This is a genomic window from Massilia scottii (genome assembly GCF_030846495.1).
Classification (GTDB): domain Bacteria; phylum Pseudomonadota; class Gammaproteobacteria; order Burkholderiales; family Burkholderiaceae_D; genus Telluria_A; species Telluria_A violaceinigra.
Map to the genome: position 1 here is coordinate 234,514 of NZ_JAVCWM010000004.1, position 23,323 is coordinate 257,836.

Below are 23,323 nucleotides of genomic sequence, written 5' to 3' on the forward strand. Positions count from 1 at the left end.
AGAAAGATGCTTACGAACAAGCGAATCATGCGAGTTACTTAATAACAATGCTTGCTGATAAATTATAGTCTTGGAACGGCTAAATTTGCTAAGCGCGAGTTATGGCGAGTGAGCGCTATTATTACTTAGGATAGCCTTGGTTTGCTTTGAGCCTTTTCAACCAGCGTCGTATTTCCACATACCGCCTCGCATTGTTGACGCTTGTTGGCAATAATAAATTTTAGTGATTGCTAGAACGGTGCTAAGTAGTCACCGGAAATTTATTGTCAATGCTGTCCCATAATTTGCCATGATTGAATTGACCTCGTCGAGCAGTGCACTGCCGGTCAGGCGCGCGAATTTGCGCCAAAAGTACTTGGCCTGTTTCCAGAGGATTTCGATCCGGTTCAGCTCTGGACTGTAGGGCGGCAGATAGTACAAGTACAGGCCACGGCGCTGCCACTGCCGGCGCTTCAGTTCCATCGCTTCGCCGCGGTGGATGTTGGCATTGTCGAGCACGACAATGCATGGCACCGGATGCGGCTGTTCCGCGATGCGATCAAAAAAGGCGATCACGTCGTCGCGCACAGTGCGCTGCTCCTTGATCGTCCACAGCAGCTTGCCATCATGGCCCAGCGCACCCAGAACATTGACACGCTGCCGGTGCACCCCGGCGTCGGCACAACGGCTGTGGCCGGTTGGCGTCCAGCCATACTGAAGCGGCGGATTCGGACTGAATCCCGACTCGTCAAAATACAGCAGATCACATTGGCCCGCCTGCGCCATGCACTGCAACGACGCCACGACACCCTTGGCGTGTTCAAACGCGCCGGGGCCGCGCTTGTCCTTCAAGCCAAGGCGGCAACGCTTGTAGCGAAACGCCATGCGCTTCAGATATTCTTTGATGCTGTTGCGGCTGAGCGGCGTATGCCCCGCGTCTTCCCACTGCCGCTGCAGCGTCCTGGCAGTGCCGCCCGCATCGCGCGCCAGATCGCCGAGCTGGCGCTGCTCCTCGTCGGACAACTTCGGGGGCCGGCCTGTGTGCCGGCCCTCGAACAAGCCGACCAAGCCAAATTCATCCCAACGCCGGCGCCAGTTCTCGACACTGTTCAGGTGCACCTCGAATTCGTCGGCCACCTGTTGCAGTGTCAAACCCTGCGCCAGCCGGAACATCCCTTGTGCCCGCATCCGTGTGCGGGCATGCGGATGGTAGATACCCATCTCGCGCAACGTCTTGCGCTCCACAGCGCTTAGCTTCAATCGCAGCCTCATCTCTGTCACCATCCTGATCGTTATCGATCAGGCTTTGACAAGAAAAATCTGGCGGTTACTTAGTCTTGTGGCGCGTTGTTGAGGACTGGGCTATCGGTCTGCGTTTAGAAACGTACCACGCATCAAGGATCAGACATCTGCCGCGCTCAGCGAATGGGCGTGGCTCGATGTCAGCGCCTTGGAGATTCAGATGAAGCTTGCACCGATACGTGTCGAAGTGATTGAGGCCCGTCGTAACCGCAAAGCTGGTGCCATTGTGCTGGCGCGCCCGGTGCCGATGAAGGTGGCGGCGGCCTGCAGCGCTGCAATCCTGCATGCCTTCGGGCTGTTGATCACGTTTGGCGAATACAGCAGCAAAGTCAAAGTAACCGGACAGCTGGTCTACGCAGGTGGGGCAATCAAAGCGGTAACACCGCAGATGGGCCGCATCACGGCCAGCCACGTCCAGGAAGGCCAGACCGTTGAAGCCGGCCAGGTTCTATTTGACCTTTCGGCCGAACGCATCGGCGGCACGGGCTCTATCGACGCCCGTATCGGTGCCGCCCTCAACGACCGTCGAGAGCAAATTCTACGATACCGATATCGAACACATGCAGGATATCGACCAGTTGGTCCCCAAACTGGAGCTGATCAACGTCAACTACCGCTATGGCGACTCCGAACCGTGGGTACTGCGTGACATCAACCTCACGATCGAGCCCGGAGACTCCGTGGCAATCGCCGGCCCCTCCGGCTGCGGCAAGACTACACTGGTGAAGCTCCTCTTGGGATGCTTGCAACCGACCTACGGAGAAATCCGCTACGGAGGCGTGCCGATCACGCAACTGGGAACGCGGGCTTACCGTCGTGTCCTCGGGGCCGTCATGCAAGATGATGTTTTGCTGTCCGGCTCACTCAACGATAACATTTGCTTCCAGGACCGGCGACCCGACATAGCCCACATCAAACATTGCGCGCAGCTTGCGCACGCTCATGCCGACATCGAGCGAATGCGGATGGGCTACCAAACCTTCATTGCCGATATGGGCAGCAGTTTGTCAGGGGGGCAAAAACAACGTGTGTTGCTCGCGCGGGCGCTGTACAAGCGCCCCAAAATCCTGGTGATGGACGAGGCGACAAGCGCCCTGGATGTCATACTTGAAAGTAAGGTCAACACCGCAATCGCACAGCTCAACATGACGAGAATCATTGTTGCGCACCGGCCCGAAACGATTGCGAGTGCACGCCGTCTGGTTGCGCTGCACGGGGGCGTCATCGTTCACGACGCGCCGCTTCCGGATCAGGATGCGCGGCCGCAGGGCCCGCCGCAGTCTGGAGAAAGCTGATTGATGCTTCCAAAACAAAAGGCCGGGTTTGCCCCGGCCTTGCTTGCTTCGCTTGACAGTGCCACATCGGCGCCGTGGGCGCGCGCGACATCCTGGAAATCGGCACCTCGAACGGGTATTCGACCCGGTGGCTGGCCGATGCCGTGGCGCCGAACGGCGGCACGGTCACCACGGTCGAGATGGCGCCGGCGACGCTGCGCATGGCGCGCGAGAATGTCGCGGCGTGCGGCCTGGGCCGCTACATCGAGCAGGTCGAGGGCGATGCCGGCCAGCTGCTGGCGCGCTCCGGCGACAGCAGCTGCGATGTGCTGTTCCTCGATTCCGAGCGCACCGAGTATGTCGGCTGGTGGCCCGACATCCGGCGCGTGCTGATCGTCGACAACGCCACCTCGCACGCGGCGGAGATGGCGCCCTTCATGCAGGCCGTTGCCGCCGAAGCGGGCTTTTCCACCGCCCTCGTGACCGTCGGCAAGGGCGAATGTGTGGCCAGCCGCGAGGCCGACATGGCGCGCTACTGGGCCGGCTGGCGCGAACGCTGATCGTCGGGCGCCACCAGCCCGTGCTCGAACACGTAGTCCGCCACGCGGCGCCCCACCGCCGATCCGGCCTACATGGTCGAGCCGCCAGCGACAGCACAGTTCAGGTGAAAAAAACATTGAACTTCGTTTTGGTGCAATAGGTCTATATGCACTTTACTAGTCTCGTGGTGCGTTGTTGACGACTTGGCTATCGGTCTGCCTTCAAAAACGTCCCATGCATCAAGGATCAGACATCTGCCGCGCTCAGCGAATGGGCGTGGCTCGATGTCAGCGCCTTGGAGATTCAGATGAAGCTTGCACCGATACGTGTCGAAGTGATCGAGGCCCGTCGTAATCGCAAAGCTGGTGCCATTGTGCTGGCGCGCCCGGTGCCGATGAAGGTGGCGGCGGCCTGCAGCGCTGCAATCCTGCTTGCCTTCGGGCTGCTGATCACATTTGGCGAATACAGCAGCAAAGTAAAAGTATCCGGGCAGTTGGTCTACGCAGGTGGGGCAATCAAAGCAGTAACACCGCAGATGGGCCGCATCACGGCCCGCCACGTCCAGGAAGGCCAGACCGTAAAAACCGGCCAGGTTCTATTTGACCTGTCGGCAGAACGCATCGGCGGCACGGGCTCTATCGACGCCCGTATCGGTGCCGCCCTCAACGACCGTCGAGAGCAAATTCTGCAATACCGCAACGCTGCCCTGCGCGAACTAGCGATCCGCACCACAGCACTGACGGACCAGCACCGGCTAGCGAGCGCCGAGCTAGCCACACACCGCGGCTCTATCGCCATCGGAAACGAGCTGGTGCAGAGCGCCCGAACAGCCCTCGACCGTAACGAGAAACTTGCCCAACAAGGGTTCATTGCGCCCGCGTCACTGGCGCAGTACAAGAACGCCTTGAACGTGGAGCTAGCCAAGCGTAACGCCATGGCCGTCAACCTGAGCAACGCCGAAGGCACTCTGCTGCAGGTCCAAAATGAACTGGCTACAATCGCGGCAAAAGAGCGAATAGCGCGCACAGAAGCGGCGCAGCAGTTGGCAGTCATAGAGCAGGAAGCCGCCGAGCACGATAGCCGGAGCACCCTACGAATCACGGCCCCGGCCGCCGGCACGGTGACCGCCCTCGGCTACGAGATAGGCCAGACGGTTCCCCCGGCCACCGTGCTCGCCACCGTCCTGCCCAACGGCAGTCAACTGGAAGCACGACTGTTCATCCCCTCAGCCGCGAAGTCCTCGGTGACTCCCGGGCAGCCGGTATATCTACGCATTGACGCCTTTCCTTACCAAAAATACGGGCGCGTAGCCGGGACCGTCAAACAGGTAGAGTTGAACCCGATCAACGACAACGCAGGCGGATCACATGCCCCTGCTAATCCGGCCGTCCCGCCGCCCCTCGTCAGCCAGGACGTCCCGATGTACCGAGCGACCGTGGCACTGTCGACCAACCACATGATGATGTATGGAAAGCGAAAACAATTCGAGCCTGGCTTAACCCTCGAAGCAGACATTTTCAACGACCGTCGAAAGCTAATTGAATGGATTATCGATCCACTCATTAGCACGGCAAAAGAGTTAACACCCCCAGAGGTTAAAAAATGAAATGCAAACTGGCGCCGCGTGCCTGGCCAACGCCAAAAAAAATCGTGCCTGCGTGGGACACGATGCACTTTTATTTTGTGGAGTAGATTATGCAAGCGTTAGACAAAGACATGATGACTCAGTTAGTCGGCGGCTTACAGTACACCGGCCCTCTCGAAGATACTGTTGGCGGCGGTGGCCCCCCTACGGCTCCGCCCGGCTTTCCAATGGACCCCTTCTACGGAGCCTCCTACGATATCGGCGCGGTGGGAATAGAGGGCGGGCAAGAAGCGGTTGTCCGAATTAGCGGGGCGCACCCCTTGTTCTCAAACCCCGTTGCATCCCCAACGGATTTTTCCGGGGCTGGCTATCTGGGGATGGACGTAACAAATAAAGGCTTGTCGATCGAGCATCAAAAGTTCGATGAAGAACTCGTCAACGCCGCCAGAGCTGCGGGCTTCCTGGCCGGCGGGACCTTTATTGGCAGCGCTCTTAAAGGGGCGGGGTACGGAATGGCGGTGGCCGGCCCCTGGGGTGCTGTGGGCGGGCTTGTCATCGGGGGGTTCGTCGGCTACGGCGCCTATTTCCTGCTGGAACGGGACCATCGGCCTCCCGAGGGACACTTCGAAAAGGGCTATATCGATAGGCATGGCGTGCCGCGTATGGCTCCAACGACGGCGCCTATAGGGTCCGACGACGCCCCGGTATCCTACGCCTCGCGTCAGGGTAACAACGTTGTGCAAATGGCGGCCTAACCTTAGCATTAACACAGCCGTAAGCGGTCGTTACGGCTGTGTTGAAGGAGCCTATTATGTCTATTACTAAAGATAAAGGTAGCAGCGGACATCTTGCAGCCTTGGAGCCGCCCGCTTTCGCCGTTTCCAAAATAAAACGTACCCATTCGCTTTGGCGCTACCTCTGGCCTTTTCAATCCCTAAAGCAGTTTCTTGTATTTTGCGCCCTAAGCCTGTTCATATTTCTAGGCTGTACTCTCCTGGCGCGTCTCTGGCCGGACGTCGTGCCCCTGCAATCGGGCTCGGGCGCCTTCATTCTGGGCCTGCTGATTTGGGGGCCTTGCATGACACTACCAGCCAGAATGACGATCATTACCCGGGGTACGGCCCGCCAGTTCATCCCTCGATTAGAACAACTTTTACAGGAGGACGATTACACCATATCCGCGTTAACCACCAATAAGGATCGCATTTACTTCAGGTTTAAATGGCCCTCTTACCTGGCTTGGCTACATTCACCAGAGCAAGACCTCGAACTGAGCAGAATTTGCGAAAACGACATTGAGCTGCATGGCCCTGCCCGCGCTCTGTACTCACTTGAGATGTCCCTGCGCTGGGAACTGGAGAAGTAACATGGTCGCACCGTCCCTATTTCCGACCACGCGGCTGCCGCTGATCCTCCAAACAGAAGTAGCCGAGTGCGGACTAGCCTGTCTCGCCATGGTTGCATCCTACCTTGGGTATCGTACCGACCTGTCTACCCTGCGCGGACGCTTCCCCATCTCCCTCAACGGCACCAGCATGTGGCATTTGGCGGAGTACGCCCAGCGGCTGCACCTCTCCCCATGGGGCACCACCCTCTCGCCGGAGGAACTGCGCCAACTCAAGAGCCCCGCTATCCTGCACTGGAGCCTGAACCATTTCGTCGTCCTCAGCCGTGCCACGGCAAAGGAAGTGGTCATTCACGACCCAGCGCTCGGTGTGCGACACCTGTCCTACGCCGAGGTGAGCCGGGAATTCACGGGCAACGCCCTCCAACTTGAGCGTGCCATCGATTTCACCCCGGCGGACGAGCGGCGCAAGGTGTCGGTCAAGGCGCTGATAGGCACACTGGACGGCTGGTGGCAGTCCTTTGCCTTCCTGTTCACCATCGCACTCACACTCGAACTGATCACCCTTGCCGTCCCCCGCATCAACCAATTCATGATCGACGACGTACTCATGTCCAACGACACCAGCCTGCGCAACATCCTCGCGCTCGGGCTGCTCCTGCTGGTGCTGGTACAAACCGCCCTTTCGCTGGCACGCGGTACGACCATCTTGTACATGACCACACACCTCAACCTACAGTGGATCAGCGATGTCTTCGGCCGGATGGTGCGGCTCCCCATGAACTGGTTTGAAAAACGTGAACTCTCCGATATTCTGTCGCGCTTCGGCTCGGTCGGCCCAATCCAGGATTTGTTGACTACCCGGGCGGTCACAGCACTCCTCGACGGCATCACCGCCATCATGACGATGGGCATGATTATTCTCTATAGCCCGCTACTGGCGGTAGTGGTGGGCTGTACGGTGGCGCTCTACGTGACAGTGAGAATTATTTTCTACCGGCCCCTGCACAATGCCAACCTCGAAGGTTTGGCGCTGGCGGCGAAGGAGCAGAATTGTTTGATGGAGACGATCAGGGCGATGGGGCCCATCAAATTGTTCGGCCGTGAAGTCGACCGGCGCATCGACTGGCTGGCGATGAAAACCGACTCTGTCAACCGAAACGTGCATGCCCAGACGATGGGTCTCTGGTTCGGCAACATCAACATGGCGATCGGCGCGCTGTCGGCAGCGCTTGTGTTGTGGCTCGGGGCCGGCTTGGTTATGACGGGCTCGTTAACAGTAGGGATGCTGATGGCCCTCATGGTCTACAGTGCAATGTTCACAGCGCGAACCACCGCCCTGACGAATGTGGTGGTCGACTACAAAATGCTGTCGCTGCACTGCGAACGGTTGGCCGACATCGTGCTCGAATCTATCGAACCCGATATCGAACACATGCAGGATATCGACCAGTTGGTCCCCAAACTGGAGCTGATCAACGTCAACTACCGCTATGGCGACTCCGAACCGTGGGTACTGCGTGACATCAACCTCACGATCGAGCCCGGAGACTCCGTGGCAATCGCCGGCCCCTCCGGCTGCGGCAAGACTACACTGGTGAAGCTCCTCTTGGGATGCTTGCAACCGACCTACGGAGAAATCCGCTACGGAGGCGTGCCGATCACGCAACTGGGAACGCGGGCTTACCGTCGTGTCCTCGGGGCCGTCATGCAAGATGATGTTTTGCTGTCCGGCTCACTCAACGATAACATTTGCTTCCAGGACCGGCGACCCGACATAGCCCACATCAAACATTGCGCGCAGCTTGCGCACGCTCATGCCGACATCGAGCGAATGCGGATGGGCTACCAAACCTTCATTGCCGATATGGGCAGCAGTTTGTCAGGGGGGCAAAAACAACGTGTGTTGCTCGCGCGGGCGCTGTACAAGCGCCCCAAAATCCTGGTGATGGACGAGGCGACAAGCGCCCTGGATGTCATACTTGAAAGTAAGGTCAACACCGCAATCGCACAGCTCAACATGACGAGAATCATTGTTGCGCACCGGCCCGAAACGATTGCGAGTGCACGCCGTCTGGTTGCGCTGCACGGGGGCGTCATCGTTCACGACGCGCCGCTTCCGGATCAGGATGCGCGGCCGCAGGGCCCGCCGCAGTCTGGAGAAAGCTGATTGATGCTTCCAAAACAAAAGGCCGGGTTTGCCCCGGCCTTGCTTGCTTCGCTTGACAGTGCCACATCGGCGCCGTGGGCGCGCGCGACATCCTGGAAATCGGCACCTCGAACGGTTATTCGACCCGGTGGCTGGCCGATGCCGTGGCGCCGAACGGCGGCACGGTCACCACGGTCGAGATGGCGCCGGCGACGCTGCGCATGGCGCGCGAGAATGTCGCGGCGTCCGGCCTGGGCTCCTTCATCGAGCAGGTCGAGGGCGATGCCGGCCAGCTGCTGGCGCGGTCGGGCGACAGCAGCTGCGATGTGCTGTTCCTCGATTCCGAGCGCACCGACTATGTCGGCTGGTGGCCCGGCATCCGGCGCGTGCTGCGCCCGCACGGCCTGCTGATCGTCGACAACGCCACCTCGCACGCGGCGGAGATGGCGCCCTTCATGCAGGCCGTTGCCGCCGAAGCGGGCTTTTCCACCGCCCTCGTGACCGTCGGCAAGGGCGAATGTGTGGCCAGCCGCGAGGCGGACATGGCGCGCTACTGGGCCGGCTGGCGCGAACGCTGATCGTCGGGCGCCACCAGCCCGTGCTCGAACACGTAGTCGGCCACGCGGCGCCCCACCGCCGAGCCGGCGCGCCTGTCGAACTGCCAGTGCACGCCCAGGTAAATGCGGCTCTGGCCGTTTTCCTCTTCGGCCTGGCTCAGGCTGGCAAAGCTGCGCACCAGGCGCGGCCGCACCTGGCCGTTATTGTCGCGCGTGATGCCATTGAATTCATCGGACATGAAACTGAAGGCGATCGCGTCGGTGCCGTAGAAGCGGCGCAGGGTCTGGAACAGCGCGCTGCCGAGGCTGGCGTGGCCGGACGGATAGGAGGGAAACGGCGGCGTGAAGTCCGGGTCCGAGGTATTGCTCGCCTGCGCCCCCAGCGGCGTCCATTGCGGGTCGCCCCGGGTGGCCGGATTGCCGTCGCCCAGGCCGCTCGGGCCGCTGCCGGCCGACGCTTCGCGGATGCCGGTCACCGGACGCCAGAATTGCTCGCTGTACTTGGCGCCCCACACCGTCAGGCAGGTGTCGGCCAGCGCCACGTTGACCAGGGCCAGCATGCGCGCCATCTGCATGCCGCCCAAGCCGCGCCGCTCGCCGATCTCGAGCGCGATCTGGTTGTACAGGCGCGGCACCGCGCCGATCCGGGGAGAGCCGTCGTACGACCAGAAAATGCCGGCCACGGTTTGCGCCGGGGTGCGCCGGGTCGGCGTGGTGACGCCGTCGCCGCCGAGCTGCCTGACTTCCTCGAACGCGGCGGCGTAGTCGCTGCCGGCGAGCGCCGGCGGCGGGCCGGGGCGGAAAGCGAGGGCCGAGGGCAGCACGAACGGGCGCACCGGCTGCCACACGGCGCCCAGCGCCAGCGGATCGCGGCTGACCGGGTCGGGCCGCCATGTGCCGGGCGCATTGCTCGGAAAGAAGTCGACGCCGGCGGTGCGGTCTTCGTAGGTGGCCGTACGCGGCGGGTACAGCGCCAGCACGGCGGCGGCCGCGCGCCGGCCCGTCTCGGCGCCGTTGTCGCGCGCGCGCCCTGCCTGCACCCGGGCCATGCTGCGCTCGTAGACAAGCTCGAAGGTCGGCGCTTGCGCCGGGTACAGCGCCATCAGGGTATCGCGCGCGGCGCGCGCCAGGGCGGCGTCTGGGGCGCTTGAGGCCGGCGCCGGGTGCATGCCGGTGTAGCTCGGATAGGCGCGTGCGATGGCGTTGAGGGCTTCGTACAGGGCCAGGTGGTAGATGGCGAGCGCCCGCGCACTGCGCGCCGGCCCATATTGCTCGCGGTAGCCGCGCGCGGAACCGGGCGGCGGCGGGGTGTGGTCGAGCGCATTGGCGCGCAGCGCCGCCTCGCTCCACTGGCGCACATGCAGCGCCAGCCCGAGCGAACTGAGCTGCGCCAGATGCGGCGCCGGATCGGCGCCCGGCTGCCCATGGGGCGCGGCTGCGGGGCGCGCGTCCGGCTGCGCGGGCGCGGCCGGCACATGCCAGGCCAGCGCGGCCGTGAGAACAGCGCACAAGATGCGCCTGAACAAGGGTTGCATGGTGTTCTCCTTGATATGGGTAGATGGGCAAACGAACGGGGCCGAGCCCGACGATAGCGCCGCGCCGCCCGCACGCCTGACGAATCCGTCAACGGGCCGGCGCTAGTGGACCAGGCGCGGAGTCGGCGAAAGCCGTGCAAGCCAATCGAGCACGCGCGGCCACACGACCAGATGCGCGCTGTCGCCCACCAGCGGACCGACGTGCTGCAGCGCGACCCCGACATCGCCCAGGTACGGCAGCAGCACCTTGTGCGCGCTGCCGGCGGCGCCATGGAAGCCGAGCACGGTATCGGGCGGCGCGAGTGAGCTGAACGGCCGGTAGAGCGTCAGCAAGGGGGCCGTGACCTGCTGCGGAGCCAGCCTGACCCCGCCGAGCACCAGTTCTCCACGCATGAAACTGTTCTGAGCGAACAGCAGCGCGACCACCTCGTCGAACAAGAGGCGCGACATGGGCAATTCATCGAGCGCCCAGCGCTGCACGCGCAGGTGGGTCGCCAGGTGCTTGGGCGAGACCGCGCTGGCCAGGAAGTCGATAGCGGGACCGGCATAGAAGGCGGCCGGCGCGATATTGGCGAAGATGGCGCTCAGGACCGAACCCGGAATCCGGCGCGACCGGTCGCGCGGCACGCTGGCCAGCAGCGCCGCGCCGGCGATGCTCCAGAAAAAGGGCCCGCCCGTATCGAAGTTGACGGGCGCCTCGAACAGGGCCAGCGCGGCCACGCGCTCCGGCCGCCAGGCACTGTACAGCGCGGCAAGGATGCCGCCCAGCGAGTGGGCGCACAGGAAGACCTGGCGGCACGCGCTGATGCGGGCGATGACGGCAATGCAGGCGTCGATCATCGGTCCCGAATAATCGGCCAGCCCGAGCGTGCCGCCGGCGCGCGGCGGCGCGCTCCACTCGATGACGTATACGCCGAACCCTTGCGCGAGCGCCTTGCGCACCACGCTGCGCTCGGGCGAGAGGTCCCAGATGTACCAGCGCTTGATCGGTGCCGGTACGATCAGCAAGGGCGGACAGTGCGCCGTGCCCGCGCCATAACAGCGCAGGCGCAGCCCGGGCGCGCTGAAGACGACGTGCGACGGCGTCACGCGCGCCCCGAGGCCGAGGCGGTCCATGGCATTTCCTTGCCGCTGACGCAGGCGGTCGATTCCTTCAAACCAGTCTGACGAATTCATGCTCGCGGTCTCCTCACGTGGGTGTCGCGCTGCACGGGTGGCCAGCGCCGGGAACAGCACCATCCCGACGATAGCGCCGCCGGCTGCCGGCGTCCCACGATCCCGTCAATGGCATGCGGTGATCACGCTTGCAGAGACTTTTTCCAGAATTGCCGGAACTTATTTGCGACATGCGTGTCCAATTGCATGGCATTAACGCACCATCTTTCATGAACAAACGACCGAACAACAACGAGGCGCGCATTGCGCGCTTCATCCGCACCCATTTGCAAGATATCCTGCGCAACTGGGATGCATTTGCGCGCAGCATTCCGGCGGCGCGCTACCTGCCGGCGGCCACCCTGCGCGACCATGCGGCCGGCATGCTCAATGCCATTGCCGACGCGCTCGATCTGCCGCCCACGCCGGAGGCGGCGGGCGGCAGCGCGCCGTCCCTGGATCCGGACGCCCAGCCGGACGCCCAGCCGGACGCCCAGCCGGACACCCAGGCCGGCCTGCACGGGGCCGCGCGCGTGGGCGCCGGCTTCAGCGCCAACGACACCATTGCCGAGTTTCGCGCGCTGCGCGCCAGTGTCATGCATCTGTGGGCGGCCAGCGACCATGGCCATGACCTCAGCAGCGAGGACATGATCCGCTTCAACGATGCCGTCGACCAGTCGCTGGAAGAGTCGCTGCAAGCCTTCTTCACCGAAAAGGATGAACTCGCGCACCGCTTCGACACCCTGCTCTCGGCCACCCCCGACCTGCACTACATTACCGATATCGACGGCCATGTGCTGTACGCCAACCAGGCCCTCGGCAAGCTGCTCGGACCGCCCGCCACGCCGGCCGCCAGGCAACACCTCGCCGATTTCTGCCCCGCCTTCGCCGCCCAGCTCGGGCGCGACCTGCGCGCCGTGGCCGACACCGGCGCGACCGGCCGCGGCGAACTGCAGCACACGCTGGCCGACGGCACGGCGCACACTTACCGCTACATCCTGATCCCGGTGCGCAACCAGGAGGGCAAGGTCGATGCCATTACCGGCACGGCGCGCAATATTTCCGAACTCAAGGCGTCGGAAGCGCAAATCCTGCGCAACGCCTATTACGACAGCCTCACCGGCTTGCCCAACCGCATCCTGTTCCGCGAACGGCTCGACCACGACGTGCGGCACGCGGCCCGCACCGAGTTCTCCCTGGCCCTGCTGTTCATCGACCTGGACGGCTTCAAGGAAGTCAACGACCGCTTCGGCCACGATACCGGCGACCTGCTGCTGCGGCAGGTCGCGCGGCGCCTGCAGGCGTGCGTGCGCGCGACCGACACGGTGGCGCGCATCGGCGGCGACGAATTTACCGTCATCCTCAACGAAGTGAGCCGGATTGCGTTCGTCGAGGTGCTGGTGTGCCAGATCCTGGCCGAGCTGGCGCTGCCGTTCTCCATCGCGGGCAAGGAAGTGCATGTGTCGGGCAGCATCGGCATCACCTTCTGTCCGCAAGATGCGCACCATCCCGACGACCTGCTGCGCAATGCCGACCAGGCCATGTTCGTGGCCAAGCAGGGCGGCCGCAACCGCTTTAGCTACTTCACGCCCGACATCCGCGATTCGGCCTGGGCCCGGCTGCGGGCGATCGACGAGCTGCGCCAGGCGCTGACGCGACGCGAACTGCGGGTGTATTACCAGCCCATCGTCGAGCTGGCCAGCGAGACGATCGTCAAGGCCGAGGCGCTGGTGCGCTGGCACCATCCGGACGGCACCCTGGTGCTGCCGCAGCACTTTATCGGGATCGCCGAGGAAACCGGCCTGATCGGCGAGATCGATGCCTGGGTACTGTCGCAGGCGGTTCCGTGCGCGGCCCGCCTGGGCGAACTGACGGGCGCGCCCTTCCAGATCAGCGTGAACAAGTCGCCGGTCGGCTTCATGAGCCGCGTGATCCGCCATTCCTGGGAAGAAGACATGGCCCTGTTCGACCACGCCGGCGCACGCATCGCCGTCGAAATCACCGAGGGCGTGCTGCTGGACGACTCGCCCGGCGTACGCGACAAGCTGGCCCGGCTGCAGCGGGCCGGGGTGCAGTTCACGATCGACGACTTCGGCATCGGTTACTCGTCGATGGCCTACCTGAACAAATTCAAGGTCGACTTCCTGAAAATCGACCAATCCTTCGTCAAAGACATGCTCACCACCAACCCAAACAGCCAGATATTCGCCGAAACCATCATCGCGATGGCGCACAAGCTGGGCCTGAAAGTGATCGCCGAAGGCGTCGAGACGGTCGGCCAGCGCGACTGGCTCAGGCAAGCCGGCTGCGACTACGCGCAGGGCTTCCTGTTCTCGCCGGCCACCACGGAAGAGCGTTTCGTGCAGCTGCTGCAGGCCGGCTGAGGCAGGGCGCGTGCGCCCTCAGTGCACGACCGTGAGCTGCGGATCGTGGCCGTGCTGCTGCGCATGGAGCAGGGCCAGGTCGAGCGCCGCCATGAATTCGGCGATCTGGATCGGCTTGGTCAGATAGCCGAAAAATCCCGCTTCCATGCCGCGTGCGATATCGCGCGGCATGGCGTTGGCCGACAGCGCCAGCACGGGAATATGCGCAGTCTCGGCGTAGCCGCGCAACATGCGCAGGGCGCCGAAGCCGCTCAGGTTGGGCAGGTTGATGTCCATCAGGATCACCGAGGGCTGGTAGGCGCGCGCCAGGGCAATGCCCAGATGGGCGTCGATGGCGGTAAGCAGTTTCAGGTCCGGGCGGCGGTCCATCAACTGCTCGACCAGCAGCAGGTTGGCCGGATTGTCTTCCACATACAGCACGGTGCGCAGGGCCGTGCCGGGCGCCGGCCGGGCGCGCGCCAGCGCGGCGGCGTCGGATGCCGACAGCGGCGCAATGGCCGCCGGCGCGGCGCATGCGGCGAACTCGACCCAGAAGCGCGAACCGCGCCCGGGATCGCTCTCGACCCCGATGGTGCCGCCCATCAACTCGACCAGCTGCTTGGTCACCACCAGCCCGATGCCGGTACCCTCTTCCACCCCGCTTTCCTGCCCCAGGCGGTTAAACGGCTGGAACAGTTGCGCCACCTGTTCGCGGCCCAGCCCGGCGCCGGTATCGGTCACGGCCACCCGCACCATGCCGCCGGCGCGCGAGGAACAGTCCACATGGACCGAGCCCTCGGCGCTGTTGTACTTGATGGCATTCGACAGCAGATTGATCAGCACCTGCTTGACCCGCACCCGGTCGGCGTTGATGTAGAACGGCGTGCCGGGCGTGGGGAACAGCAGGAAAATGCCGCGCGCGGCCGCTTGCGGGCCGACCAGCTCGTAGCAATCGTCGAGCACGTCGGTGAGCGACATCGGTTCGGTCGAAATCGATATCTTGCCCGACTCGATCTGGGCCAGGTCGAGGATTTCATTGATCAAGCGCAGCAGGTACCAGCCGCCCTTGAGGATCTGGTTGATCGAGCGCTGCTGCTTGACCGAGGGCGGCGGATCGTCCGAGGCCATCAGCTGGGCGAAGCCGAGCACGCCGTTGAGCGGCGTGCGCAGTTCGTGGCTCATGCTCGACAGGAAATCCGATTTGGCCTGGTTGGCCTTTTCGGCGGCGGCCCTGGCCGCTTCCAGTTCCACATTGTTGGCCTGCATCGCTTGCTCGAAGTGCTGGCGCTCGGTGACGTCGCGCGCGGCGGCGAACACGCCGCGCAGCTTGCGGTCGCGGTCGTGGAAGGTGGTGGCGTTGTACGAAACCACCGTTTCCTTGCCGTCGCGGGCACGCGCGGTCAGTTCGTAATTGGTGACCTTGCCGGCCGCCAGCACCCGCTTGATGCCGGCCTCGGCGCGCGCCGGATCGGTGAAATAGTTCTTGAACGGGGCACCGATCAGCTCGTCGCGGGTGCAGCCGGTCAATTTTTCCATCTGATGGTTCACATCGCTGATGATGCCGTGCGGATCGGTGGTCATCAGGGCATCGATATTCGATTCGATCAGCGAGCGGGTGTAGAACTGCTGGTCGCGCAGGCTCTGGTCGAGCAGGGCCTGTTCGGCCTCGACCCGCTTGCGCGCGGTATTGTCGGTGCCGATCAGCAGATAGCCGATGATGGCGCCGTCGGCGTCGCGCAGGGCCGTCACCGACACCACGGCCGGGAAGCGGCTGCCATCCTTGCGGATGTAGGTCAGTTCGTAAATATCCTCGATCCCGCGCGAGGCCTTGAACACCAGCGCCTCGAAACCGGGCGCGATCGGGGTGTCGAGTTCGTCGCTGAGGCTGGCGGCGCGCGCCACCACCTCGTCCGGCTCGGAAATATCGGCCGGGGTGATGCGGTCGACCACGTCGGCGGCGGCGTAGCCGAGCATCTTTTCGGCGCCGACATTGAAAATCTGGATCACGCCGCGGGCATCGGTGGCGATGCTGGAAAAATTGGCACTATTAAAAATGGCGGCCTGCAGGGCGCCCGCCTGCACCAGGGCCTGCTCGGCATTCTTGCGCGCCGTGTTGTCGGTACCGATCAGCAGATAGCCGATGATGGCGCCGCCGGCGTCGCGCAGGGCCGTCACCGACACCACCGCCGGCTGGCGGTTGCCGTTCTTGCAGATGTAGGTCAGCTCGTAAATGTCTTCGATGCCGCGCGAGGCCTTGAACACCAGCGCCTCGAAGCCGGGCGCGATCGGTGTGTCGAGTTCGGCGCTGAGGGCGGCGGCGCGCGCGATCACTTCCTGCGGATCGGAAAACGCGGCCGGGGTGATCAGGTCGACCACGTCGGCCGCCGCATAGCCCAGCATGCGCTCGGCGCCGACATTGAAAATCTGGATCACGCCCTGGGCATCGGTGGCGATGCTGGAAAAATTGGCGCTGTTGAAAATGGCGTCCTGCAGCGCTTCCGACTTGATCAGGCGCTGCACCAGCGCGCGGCCGCTGTCGGGCGCGCGCTTGAGCACGGGCGGGAGCGCGCGGCTGGACCGGCTGCACAGCCACAGGCACAGCATCGTCAGCAGCGCGGCCGGGCCGAAGATCATGGCCGGATCAATCGACCGGGTCGGGCTGGCCAGCGCCAGCGCCCCGGCCGTGTACAAGGTCAGCAGCGCAAAACCGAAGCCGATCAGCGGCAGATGGCGTTGCCATGCGGAACGAGGAGAGAACATGATGGCACCTTGAGTCAGAAACTATGAGCGCAAAACCCGGCTCATCAAGGTAGCGGCGAAGCCGCTGTGGTAGTTGCGCGCCGCCCTGGCCTAGCGCGGCCGCGCGGCGGCGCCGATGAAACGGGTGACGGCGCTTGATGCCACCAGCGCCAGCAAGGCGTCGGCGTCGAGCGGCTTGACCAGATACTGGCCGAAGCCGGCGGCGATGGCGCGCATGCGGTCTTCCACCTGGCCATATCCGGAAATGGCGATGGCGAATGGAATGTGCGCGCCCGAGGTCTTGCGCAGTTGCGTGATCAGCTGGTAGCCGTCCAGCCCGGGCAAGCCGATGTCGCAGATGAGCACGTCGAAGGCGCGCGCGCGCGCCAGCGCCAGGCCGGCCACGCCATCGTAGGCCGAGGTCACCAGGTGGCCCTCGCCCAGCAGCAGGCGGCTGAGCGTTTCGTTGGCGTCCAGATTGTCTTCCACCAGCAGGATGCGGCGGCTGGCCGGCAGCGGGCTGGGGCCCGGCAGCACGGCCGCAGGGCCGCCCCCGGCCGCCAGCGGCAGGGTGACGGTGAAGACGCTGCCCAGTCCCAGGCCATCGCTGCCGCCGACCACCTTGCCGCCATGCAACTCGACGATGTTGCGCACCACGTTCAGGCCGACGCCGAGGCCCCCCTCGGCCCTTGCCAGCGCGCGCGGCCCCTGGGTAAACAGGTCGAATACGCTGGCCAGCACGTCGGCGTCCATGCCTGCGCCATTGTCGCTCACGGTGACCACCGCAAAGCCGTCGTGGGCGCGCGCGGCCACCCGGATCAGGCCATGGTCGCCCGTGTACTTGGAGGCGTTGACCAGCAGGTTGGCGAACACTTGCGCCAGGCGTACCGGGTCGCCGTCGACGATGAGCTCTTCCGGCAAGTCCAGCTGCAGCTGCTGGTGCCGTTCCAGCAGCCTGACCTGGACCGTCTGGACGGAGCGGCGCAGCAAGTCCGCCAGCGGCATCGGGCTGCGCAGCAGCGTAATCTTGCCGCTGCTGATGCGCGCCGCGTCGAGCAGGTCGTCCAGCAGGCGGGTCAGGTGCAGCACCTGGCGCTGGATGATCGCGTGCAGGTTCAGCAGTTCGATGGATGGCTCGGGCAGCCGTACCAGCATGGCGTTGGCCAGGCTGATGGGTGCGAGCGGATTGCGCAACTCGTGCGCCAGCATGGCCAGGAATTCATTCTGGCGCCGGTGCGCGCCCTCGGCCGCGTCGCGCAGGGTGCGCGCCTCGAGCGTGGCCAGCACCAGGTTGCCGTTCGCTTCGCGCAGTTCATCGCCCAGGGTGGACTGGACCAGGGCCGCGGCGCGCAGGCTGGCCACTTCGCCGCTCCGTTGCGCCAGCATCGCGCGCAGGGTGGCGGGGTCGGCGCAGTCGGCCGGCAGTGCCGCGTCAATGGTTGACGTGATGGCAAGCGATCCTTCCGTGCTGTGATGAATCGCCATGGTCTCCCCTACTCCGGCGACAGGATTGCCGTTGCCCGCCCGGACAGCAGGCCGGTGTACGTCAGCGCGCCCGCTTCGATGCGCAGACCGCCGGCGTCGATGCTGTAGCGGCGCAGGTCGGTGCTGTGGGCGCTGCCGCGCACCTTGACCACGGTCAGCACCTTGGCCAGCGTGCCGTCCAGCTCGACATAGCGCATGGCGACGATGGCGTCGGCCAGGAAACCGGTGTCAGACTGGCTGAAGCGCAGCTCGGTGAAGCGGTCGTCCAGGCCCATCGTCACCACCACCGTCACGCCCAGGCGCGCCAGGCCGGCCAGGATGCGGAACACTGAGGACCGGTAGTCACTCTGGAACTCGGGCGCCAGGTACAGGCTGACCTCGGACAGCGAATCGACCACGACGCGCGTGGCGCCGCTGCGTTCGACCGCGGTGATGAGATCGTCGAGCACTTCCTCGACCGACAGGTCGAGCGAGCGGCTCTGGACCAGGGTCACGTTGCCGTCGCGGATCAGGGTATCGAGTTCGGCGTTGCGCAAGTGCGCCGCGTCTTTCTGGAAGCAGGCGATCACGCCGCGTTCGCCCAGACGCGCGCCGTGCGCCAGGAAGGCCGTGCCGAGGATGGTCTTGCCCGAACCGGACGGGCCGACCACCATCACCGCGTGTCCGCGCGGCAAGCCGCCACCGAGCATGGCGTCGAGTTCCGCACTGCCCATGGCCACCCGCGCCGCGGTGTTGGCCTGGGGCTGCATCCCGCCCAACGGCGGCAGCATGCGCGGATAGATCTTGAGGCCCTCGGCGTCGATGCGGAAGGTGTGCGCGCCCAGCAAGTGGGCCTGGCCGCGCATCTTGACCACGCGAATCTTGCGCACCGAAGAGTTGCCGACGATATCGTTGCTCAGCGACAGCATGCCATCGGCCACCGTCATGATCGGATTGGCCTCCGTTTCGGCGTTGGCATATTCGCCGATCAGAAAAGTGGTCGCTTGCCAGCTGGTCATGCGGGTGCCGAGTTCCTGGATGAAATACTGGAGCTCGCTCACGCCCTCATTGCCGTTTTTGGCCATCTGCACCACCGAGCGAAACGAATCGACGAACACCAGGCCGGGCGAAAACGCTTCGACTTCGCGCGTGATGCGTTCCAGCACGCCGCTGAAGTCGCCGGCGCGCAGGTCGTCGGCCAGGTTCACATAGCGGATGCTGTCGTCGATCTTGTCGATATCGAAAAAATGGTACTGCTGCTGGTAGCGCAGCATTTTCAGGGGCGGCTCGCCGAGCACGGTAAAAAACAGGGCTTTTTTGTGCGGGCCGGCCAGCGCGAACATCATCTGATGCGCCAGCGTGGTTTTACCGCTCCCCGGCGCGCCGGCGATGACGTTGAAGGAAAACTCGCTCAGGCCGCCGCCCAGCAGGGTGTCGAGCCCGGGCACGCCGGTCGGCTGGAGGCCCAGCTGCACTTTCAGGTTCATGTACTCTTTCCGCAGGACCGATCGGTCCATGCTGTATTCATCAGACGGACCGTGAGGGCCTCGCCTATCAGGCCAGACAGCAGCCTGGTAAAACTCTGGAGCATCGCCCGGTTGAAGTCGGCGCCCGCCTGGGGCGCCATCGATGCCAGCTGCGTGGCGAGCTGATCGAGCAGGAGCGCGGTCGAGCGCAGCTCCCGCATGGCCGGGCTCGGGTGCATGTCGGGAAACGTCACATGCCGCGCGCGCGCGTACATCGCGCACAGCGCGGTTTCCCCGATCAGGGGGCTGAGGTGGTTTGCCAGCCGCTCCCAGGCGCGCAGGGCAGCCTCGCGCGCCGCGCCATCGCCGCCAGGCGGCGCGGCAAGCACCTCATCGATCATTTTTTGCCGCATCGCGTCGCTGGTGTCCATCTAAGGCCGAGTAAGTATTGGTCGTGTGCACATTGACGACTGGGCGTAACGCAGTATGGACGTTTATCCCGTTTCGCGCAGGTTTATTAAGTTGTTCTATAAAAATGCTTTAAAAACAACATTCGCGCGCAGCGCTGTCCGGTGCATGGCGCCGCCGCGCTTTGTGCTAGGCTCGGAGGGGCACCGGGAGGTCCGCAAGCCGGTGACGCGCCCGTGCGCGCCCCGCACCAGCCGGCGCACCGTCCGCCAGCGCGACAGCATGGTCTTCCCGACTCACTGAAAGGACATCCCATGACCCAACTTCCCCCAGGAGCGCAAGAACTGGCCGGCAAGATCCTTGCCGCCGCGACCGACCTGACCCTGGCCTCGATCCGCGACGATGGTACGCCGCACGCCTCCACGGTGAGCTTCGCCGCCGATGGGCTGGTGCTGTATGTCGCCATTGCGCTCGACAGCCACAAGGCGCACAACCTGCGCACCCATCCGCGCGTGGCGCTGACGGTCAACGCGCCCTACCGAAGCTGGAACGAGATCCAGGGCCTGTCGATGGACGCCATGGCCGAGATGATTCACGAACCGGTGGAAGCGCAGCGCGCCGCTTCCGCCCTGCTCGCCAAATTTCCGGCGTTCGTGAACGTGGTTGCCGATACGGCCGCGCTGCCATGGCCGGGCATGCTGTTCGTGGGCATCACGCCGCTGGCGCTCTCCGTGCTCGACTACACGAAGGGATTCGGCCATACCGAGTTTTTCGACCTGCGCGGCAAGGCGCACAGCGCGTGAGCCGGCGGCGCAACGCCGGCCCTTGCCCCCGCGGCTAGCGGGCGTTGCCGGCGGCGGCGATAAAGCGCGTGACCGCTTCCGAGGCGACCAGCGCCAGCAAGGCGTCGATGTCGAGCGGCTTGACCACGTACTGGCCGAAGCCGGCCGCGATGGCGCGCGTGCGGTTGTCCGGCCGGGCGTAGCCGGAAATGGCGATCGCAAACGGGATGTGCGCCCCCGCCGTGCGGCGCAGCTGCGTGATCAGCTCGTAACCGTCGAGGCCGGGCAGGTTGATGTCGCAGATCAGCACATCGAAGGCCTGGGTGCGCGCCAGCGACAGCCCGGCGATGCCGTCGTACGCGGCGATGACGCTGTGGCCTTCGGCCAGCAGCAGCTGGCCCAGGGTATCGTTGGCGTCGAGATTGTCTTCGACCAGCAGGATGCGGCGGCTGGGCGGCGCGGCGCCGCCGGCCAGCGCGGCCGCCCCGGCGTCGCCGCTCCACAGCGGCAGCGACACGGTAAACACGCTGCCCCGTCCCGGCCCGTCGCTGGCGCCGACAACCTTGCCGTCATGCAGTTCGACGATATTGCGCACCACGTTCAGGCCCACCCCCAGCCCGCCTTCGGCGCGGGCCGGCGCGCGCTCCCCCTGGGTAAACAGATCGAACATGGCGGCCAGTACTTGCGGCGCCATGCCGGCGCCGTTGTCGGCCACGGTCACCACCGCCCGGCCCTCATGGGCGCGCGCGGCCACGCGGATGATGCCGCCGTCGGCGGTGTACCTGGACGCGTTGACCAGCAGATTGGCAAAGGCTTGCGCCAGCCGCACGGGGTCGGCATGGACCATCAATTCTTCCGGCATGTCCAGCTGTAGCTGCTGGTGCCGTTCCAGGATGCGCACCTGCACCGTCTGCAGCGCGCGCCGCAGCAGCGCCACCAGCGGCGCCGGGCTGCGCGCGAGCGTCATGGTGCCGTCATTGAGGCTGGCGGCATCGAGCAGTTCGTCGAGCAGGTGGCTCAGGTGCTGCACCTGGCGGTGGATCACTGCGTGCACATTGAGCAGCCCGGCCGACGGCTCGGGCAGCTTGGCCAGCATGGTGTTGGCCAGGCTGATGGGGGCGAGCGGATTGCGCAGTTCGCGCACCAGCAGCGCCAGGAAGGCGTGCTGGCGCGCTGCGGCGCGTGCGGCCTCAGCGCGCATGGTGGCGATCTCGGCGTCGCGCTGGCCCAGCAGACGGCGCAAGTCGGCCACTTCGGCGGCAAGGGAGTGTGCCGCGGGTAGGGGCGATTCTGTGGTGCTGTGCTGCTTCGCCATGGCGTCCTTTTTTGCAAGCCGACATTGGCGGCGGCAGGTCCGAGCAGTATGGCGGCAAAACGCCAAGCGCGTCGGCTTTATTGAACAGTGCGCTGCGAACGCGGTCGGAATGACGGCGCGCTCGCAGCCTGCTGCCTGTGCCAGGGATTTTACTTGACAGGACTGAGCGTTGGAAACAACTTGCCGAAGATGCCGTTCAAGACCTTGTCCGCGCCCATGTCCTCGGCGGCGTTGGCGACCACCAGCGCGCCGCTGCCCTGCTCCGGGAACAGCACGGCGATGGCCAGCCAGTTGCCGTCCGAGCCCTGGTGGACCAGCGCCGGGCCCTGGCGGCCGGCGATCGAGGCTTGCACACCCCAGTCCAGGCCGGCGGGGCTGTCCGGCTGCGCGGTTTGCATCAGCTTGTAGGATGCGGGCGTGAGCAGCTTGCCCTGCCCCCTGGCGCCGGCCAGCTGGTCGAGATTGAAGCGTGCCCAGTCGGCCAGGCTCATATGCAGGAACCCGGCCGGCGCGAACATGGCCGGCGCGCCGTCATCGAACTTGGCCATGTCGAGCATCGGCTTGCCATGCTGGTGGCCGCGGTTCTGGCCGTTGCCGGTGTTGCCGAAGCCGGCGTGCCGCATTGCCAGCGGCGCGAATACTTCCTTGCGCATCAGCGCTTCGTAGGTCTCGCCGCTGGCTTTTTCGGCGACCGCGGCGGCGATCAGGAAGCCGGTATTGCTGTAAGCGAAGGCGGTGCCCGGGGCGAGCTCCGGTTTGTCCCTGAGCGCTTCGGCGATGTAGGCAAGGCGTTGCTGCCCGGTGGGGCGGGTGTCGGTGAAAAAATGTTCCGCCCCCTTGAGATTGAGCAGGTCGCGCGGCAAGCCGGCGCGGTGGGACAGCAGTTGCAGCAGCGTGAGCTGGCGGTAGTCGGGCAGCATGCCGGCGGCCAGCTCGGGCAGCATCTTCTCGAGCGGCGCATCCCACGCCAGCACGCCGCGCTCGGCCAGCCGCGCGATCATGGCCACCGTCATGACCTTGCCGGTGGAGCCGATCAGCCAGACATCGTCGGCGCCGGCGCGGCGCGGCCGGTCGTTGCGCTGCCGGCCCTGCACCGTTTGCGCGCTGATGGCGCCGTCGCGCAGGATGACGGCACCGACCGCCGGCACCTTGCTGCCGGCCATGGCCGACTTGACGATGGCGTCGAGCTTGTCCGGCGCCGCCGCGCAAGCCGCGCTGGCGAGGGTCAATGCGGCGATAACGGCAATTTGTCGAAACAGCATATGAGGCTCCACATTCTGGTGCGCGGCCGCGATTGGCCGCGCAGGGTGTTGATATCTGCCTGCCATGCAGGAGGAGTACGCAGATTACCTCGCCGGGGGGGAG

The 23,323-nt window shown here is 64.8% G+C and carries 19 protein-coding genes; 10 read left to right on the forward strand and 9 right to left on the reverse strand.

Going from position 1 to position 23,323, the window contains the following annotated elements:
• Positions 1-249: 249 nt before the first annotated feature.
• Positions 250-1,251: an IS630 family transposase gene (locus RBA41_RS07095; protein WP_306622449.1), complete on the reverse strand. Its 1,002-nt coding sequence runs from the start codon at positions 1,249-1,251 to the stop codon at positions 250-252.
• A 190-nt stretch (positions 1,252-1,441) separates the two neighbouring features.
• Between RBA41_RS07095 and RBA41_RS33435 the strand changes: the two genes are divergently transcribed.
• The 8 genes from RBA41_RS33435 (at position 1,442) to RBA41_RS07135 (ending at position 8,752) form a co-directional block, all read left to right on the forward strand.
• Positions 1,442-1,930: a biotin/lipoyl-binding protein gene (locus RBA41_RS33435; protein WP_374709498.1), complete on the forward strand. Its 489-nt coding sequence runs from the start codon at positions 1,442-1,444 to the stop codon at positions 1,928-1,930.
• Positions 1,842-2,576, forward strand: coding sequence for an ATP-binding cassette domain-containing protein (locus RBA41_RS07105; protein WP_374709499.1), 735 nt, complete (start codon positions 1,842-1,844; stop codon positions 2,574-2,576). The genes RBA41_RS33435 and RBA41_RS07105 overlap by 89 nt, the downstream gene beginning before the upstream one ends.
• A 74-nt stretch (positions 2,577-2,650) precedes the next feature.
• Positions 2,651-3,115, forward strand: a complete 465-nt coding sequence (locus RBA41_RS07110; RefSeq protein ID WP_306622451.1) for an O-methyltransferase — start codon at positions 2,651-2,653, stop codon at positions 3,113-3,115.
• Between the two features lie 287 nt (positions 3,116-3,402).
• Positions 3,403-4,701: an HlyD family secretion protein gene (locus RBA41_RS07115; RefSeq protein ID WP_306622454.1), complete on the forward strand. Its 1,299-nt coding sequence runs from the start codon at positions 3,403-3,405 to the stop codon at positions 4,699-4,701.
• 206 nt (positions 4,702-4,907) lie between these two features.
• Positions 4,908-5,435: a hypothetical protein gene (locus RBA41_RS07120; protein WP_306622456.1), complete on the forward strand. Its 528-nt coding sequence runs from the start codon at positions 4,908-4,910 to the stop codon at positions 5,433-5,435.
• A 56-nt stretch (positions 5,436-5,491) separates the two neighbouring features.
• Positions 5,492-6,046, forward strand: a complete 555-nt coding sequence (locus RBA41_RS07125; protein WP_306622458.1) for a hypothetical protein — start codon at positions 5,492-5,494, stop codon at positions 6,044-6,046.
• Position 6,047: 1 nt separating this feature from the next.
• On the forward strand, positions 6,048-8,195 hold the full coding sequence (locus RBA41_RS07130) for a peptidase domain-containing ABC transporter (protein WP_306622460.1): 2,148 nt from the start codon (positions 6,048-6,050) through the stop codon (positions 8,193-8,195).
• A 74-nt stretch (positions 8,196-8,269) separates the two neighbouring features.
• Entirely contained in the window at positions 8,270-8,752 is a 483-nt protein-coding gene (locus RBA41_RS07135) for an O-methyltransferase (RefSeq protein ID WP_306622462.1), read from the forward strand.
• On the opposite strand, the gene RBA41_RS07140 is transcribed toward RBA41_RS07135, so the two are convergent.
• Positions 8,725-10,266 carry a vanadium-dependent haloperoxidase gene (locus RBA41_RS07140; RefSeq protein ID WP_306622464.1) on the reverse strand — a complete coding sequence of 514 codons (1,542 nt, stop codon included), beginning with the start codon at positions 10,264-10,266 and terminating at the stop codon, positions 8,725-8,727. The genes RBA41_RS07135 and RBA41_RS07140 overlap by 28 nt on opposite strands.
• A gap of 102 nt (positions 10,267-10,368) precedes the next feature.
• Positions 10,369-11,442, reverse strand: coding sequence for an alpha/beta fold hydrolase (locus RBA41_RS07145; RefSeq protein WP_306622466.1), 1,074 nt, complete (start codon positions 11,440-11,442; stop codon positions 10,369-10,371).
• A 209-nt stretch (positions 11,443-11,651) separates the two neighbouring features.
• Here RBA41_RS07145 and RBA41_RS07150 point away from each other — a divergent pair, with 209 nt between their 5' ends.
• Entirely contained in the window at positions 11,652-13,805 is a 2,154-nt protein-coding gene (locus tag RBA41_RS07150; RefSeq protein WP_306622468.1) for a putative bifunctional diguanylate cyclase/phosphodiesterase, read from the forward strand.
• A gap of 18 nt (positions 13,806-13,823) precedes the next feature.
• On the opposite strand, the gene RBA41_RS07155 is transcribed toward RBA41_RS07150, so the two are convergent.
• From RBA41_RS07155 to RBA41_RS07170, 4 genes are all read right to left on the reverse strand, one after another.
• A complete protein-coding gene (locus tag RBA41_RS07155) occupies positions 13,824-16,544 on the reverse strand; it encodes a hybrid sensor histidine kinase/response regulator (protein ID WP_306622470.1) in 2,721 nt (906 codons plus the stop codon).
• 90 nt (positions 16,545-16,634) lie between these two features.
• Complete coding sequence (locus RBA41_RS07160) at positions 16,635-18,008, reverse strand: hybrid sensor histidine kinase/response regulator (RefSeq protein ID WP_306622473.1); 1,374 nt, start codon at positions 18,006-18,008, stop codon at positions 16,635-16,637.
• Positions 18,009-18,016: 8 nt separating this feature from the next.
• The gene (locus RBA41_RS07165; RefSeq protein ID WP_306622475.1) at positions 18,017-19,474 is read right to left on the reverse strand and encodes an ATPase domain-containing protein; all 1,458 of its coding nucleotides are present in this window, start codon (positions 19,472-19,474) and stop codon (positions 18,017-18,019) included.
• A complete protein-coding gene (locus RBA41_RS07170; protein ID WP_306622477.1) occupies positions 19,471-19,884 on the reverse strand; it encodes a hypothetical protein in 414 nt (137 codons plus the stop codon). The genes RBA41_RS07165 and RBA41_RS07170 overlap by 4 nt, the downstream gene beginning before the upstream one ends.
• Before the next feature lie 291 nt (positions 19,885-20,175).
• On the opposite strand from RBA41_RS07170, the gene RBA41_RS07175 reads away from it, so the two are divergent.
• Positions 20,176-20,664, forward strand: a complete 489-nt coding sequence (locus tag RBA41_RS07175) for a pyridoxamine 5'-phosphate oxidase family protein (RefSeq protein WP_306622479.1) — start codon at positions 20,176-20,178, stop codon at positions 20,662-20,664.
• Positions 20,665-20,698: 34 nt separating this feature from the next.
• Here RBA41_RS07175 and RBA41_RS07180 read toward each other — a convergent pair whose 3' ends face one another.
• Together RBA41_RS07180 and RBA41_RS07185 are read right to left on the reverse strand one after the other, a co-directional pair.
• Entirely contained in the window at positions 20,699-21,958 is a 1,260-nt protein-coding gene (locus RBA41_RS07180; protein WP_306622482.1) for a hybrid sensor histidine kinase/response regulator, read from the reverse strand.
• A gap of 149 nt (positions 21,959-22,107) precedes the next feature.
• The gene (locus RBA41_RS07185) at positions 22,108-23,220 is read right to left on the reverse strand and encodes a serine hydrolase domain-containing protein (protein WP_306622484.1); all 1,113 of its coding nucleotides are present in this window, start codon (positions 23,218-23,220) and stop codon (positions 22,108-22,110) included.
• Between the last annotated feature and the right edge of the window lie 103 nt (positions 23,221-23,323).

Coding starts and splice junctions, on each gene's coding strand:
- RBA41_RS07095 (WP_306622449.1), bottom strand. CDS start 1,251: ATGAGGCTGCGATTGAAGCTAAGCGCTGTGGAGCGCAAGACGTTGCGC.
- RBA41_RS33435 (WP_374709498.1), top strand. CDS start 1,442: ATGAAGCTTGCACCGATACGTGTCGAAGTGATTGAGGCCCGTCGTAAC.
- RBA41_RS07105 (WP_374709499.1), top strand. CDS start 1,842: ATGCAGGATATCGACCAGTTGGTCCCCAAACTGGAGCTGATCAACGTC.
- RBA41_RS07115 (WP_306622454.1), top strand. CDS start 3,403: ATGAAGCTTGCACCGATACGTGTCGAAGTGATCGAGGCCCGTCGTAAT.
- RBA41_RS07120 (WP_306622456.1), top strand. CDS start 4,908: ATGGACCCCTTCTACGGAGCCTCCTACGATATCGGCGCGGTGGGAATA.
- RBA41_RS07125 (WP_306622458.1), top strand. CDS start 5,492: ATGTCTATTACTAAAGATAAAGGTAGCAGCGGACATCTTGCAGCCTTG.
- RBA41_RS07130 (WP_306622460.1), top strand. CDS start 6,048: ATGGTCGCACCGTCCCTATTTCCGACCACGCGGCTGCCGCTGATCCTC.
- RBA41_RS07140 (WP_306622464.1), bottom strand. CDS start 10,266: ATGCAACCCTTGTTCAGGCGCATCTTGTGCGCTGTTCTCACGGCCGCG.
- RBA41_RS07145 (WP_306622466.1), bottom strand. CDS start 11,442: ATGAATTCGTCAGACTGGTTTGAAGGAATCGACCGCCTGCGTCAGCGG.
- RBA41_RS07150 (WP_306622468.1), top strand. CDS start 11,652: ATGAACAAACGACCGAACAACAACGAGGCGCGCATTGCGCGCTTCATC.
- RBA41_RS07155 (WP_306622470.1), bottom strand. CDS start 16,544: ATGTTCTCTCCTCGTTCCGCATGGCAACGCCATCTGCCGCTGATCGGC.
- RBA41_RS07160 (WP_306622473.1), bottom strand. CDS start 18,008: ATGGCGATTCATCACAGCACGGAAGGATCGCTTGCCATCACGTCAACC.
- RBA41_RS07165 (WP_306622475.1), bottom strand. CDS start 19,474: ATGAACCTGAAAGTGCAGCTGGGCCTCCAGCCGACCGGCGTGCCCGGG.
- RBA41_RS07170 (WP_306622477.1), bottom strand. CDS start 19,884: ATGGACACCAGCGACGCGATGCGGCAAAAAATGATCGATGAGGTGCTT.
- RBA41_RS07175 (WP_306622479.1), top strand. CDS start 20,176: ATGACCCAACTTCCCCCAGGAGCGCAAGAACTGGCCGGCAAGATCCTT.
- RBA41_RS07180 (WP_306622482.1), bottom strand. CDS start 21,958: ATGGCGAAGCAGCACAGCACCACAGAATCGCCCCTACCCGCGGCACAC.
- RBA41_RS07185 (WP_306622484.1), bottom strand. CDS start 23,220: ATGCTGTTTCGACAAATTGCCGTTATCGCCGCATTGACCCTCGCCAGC.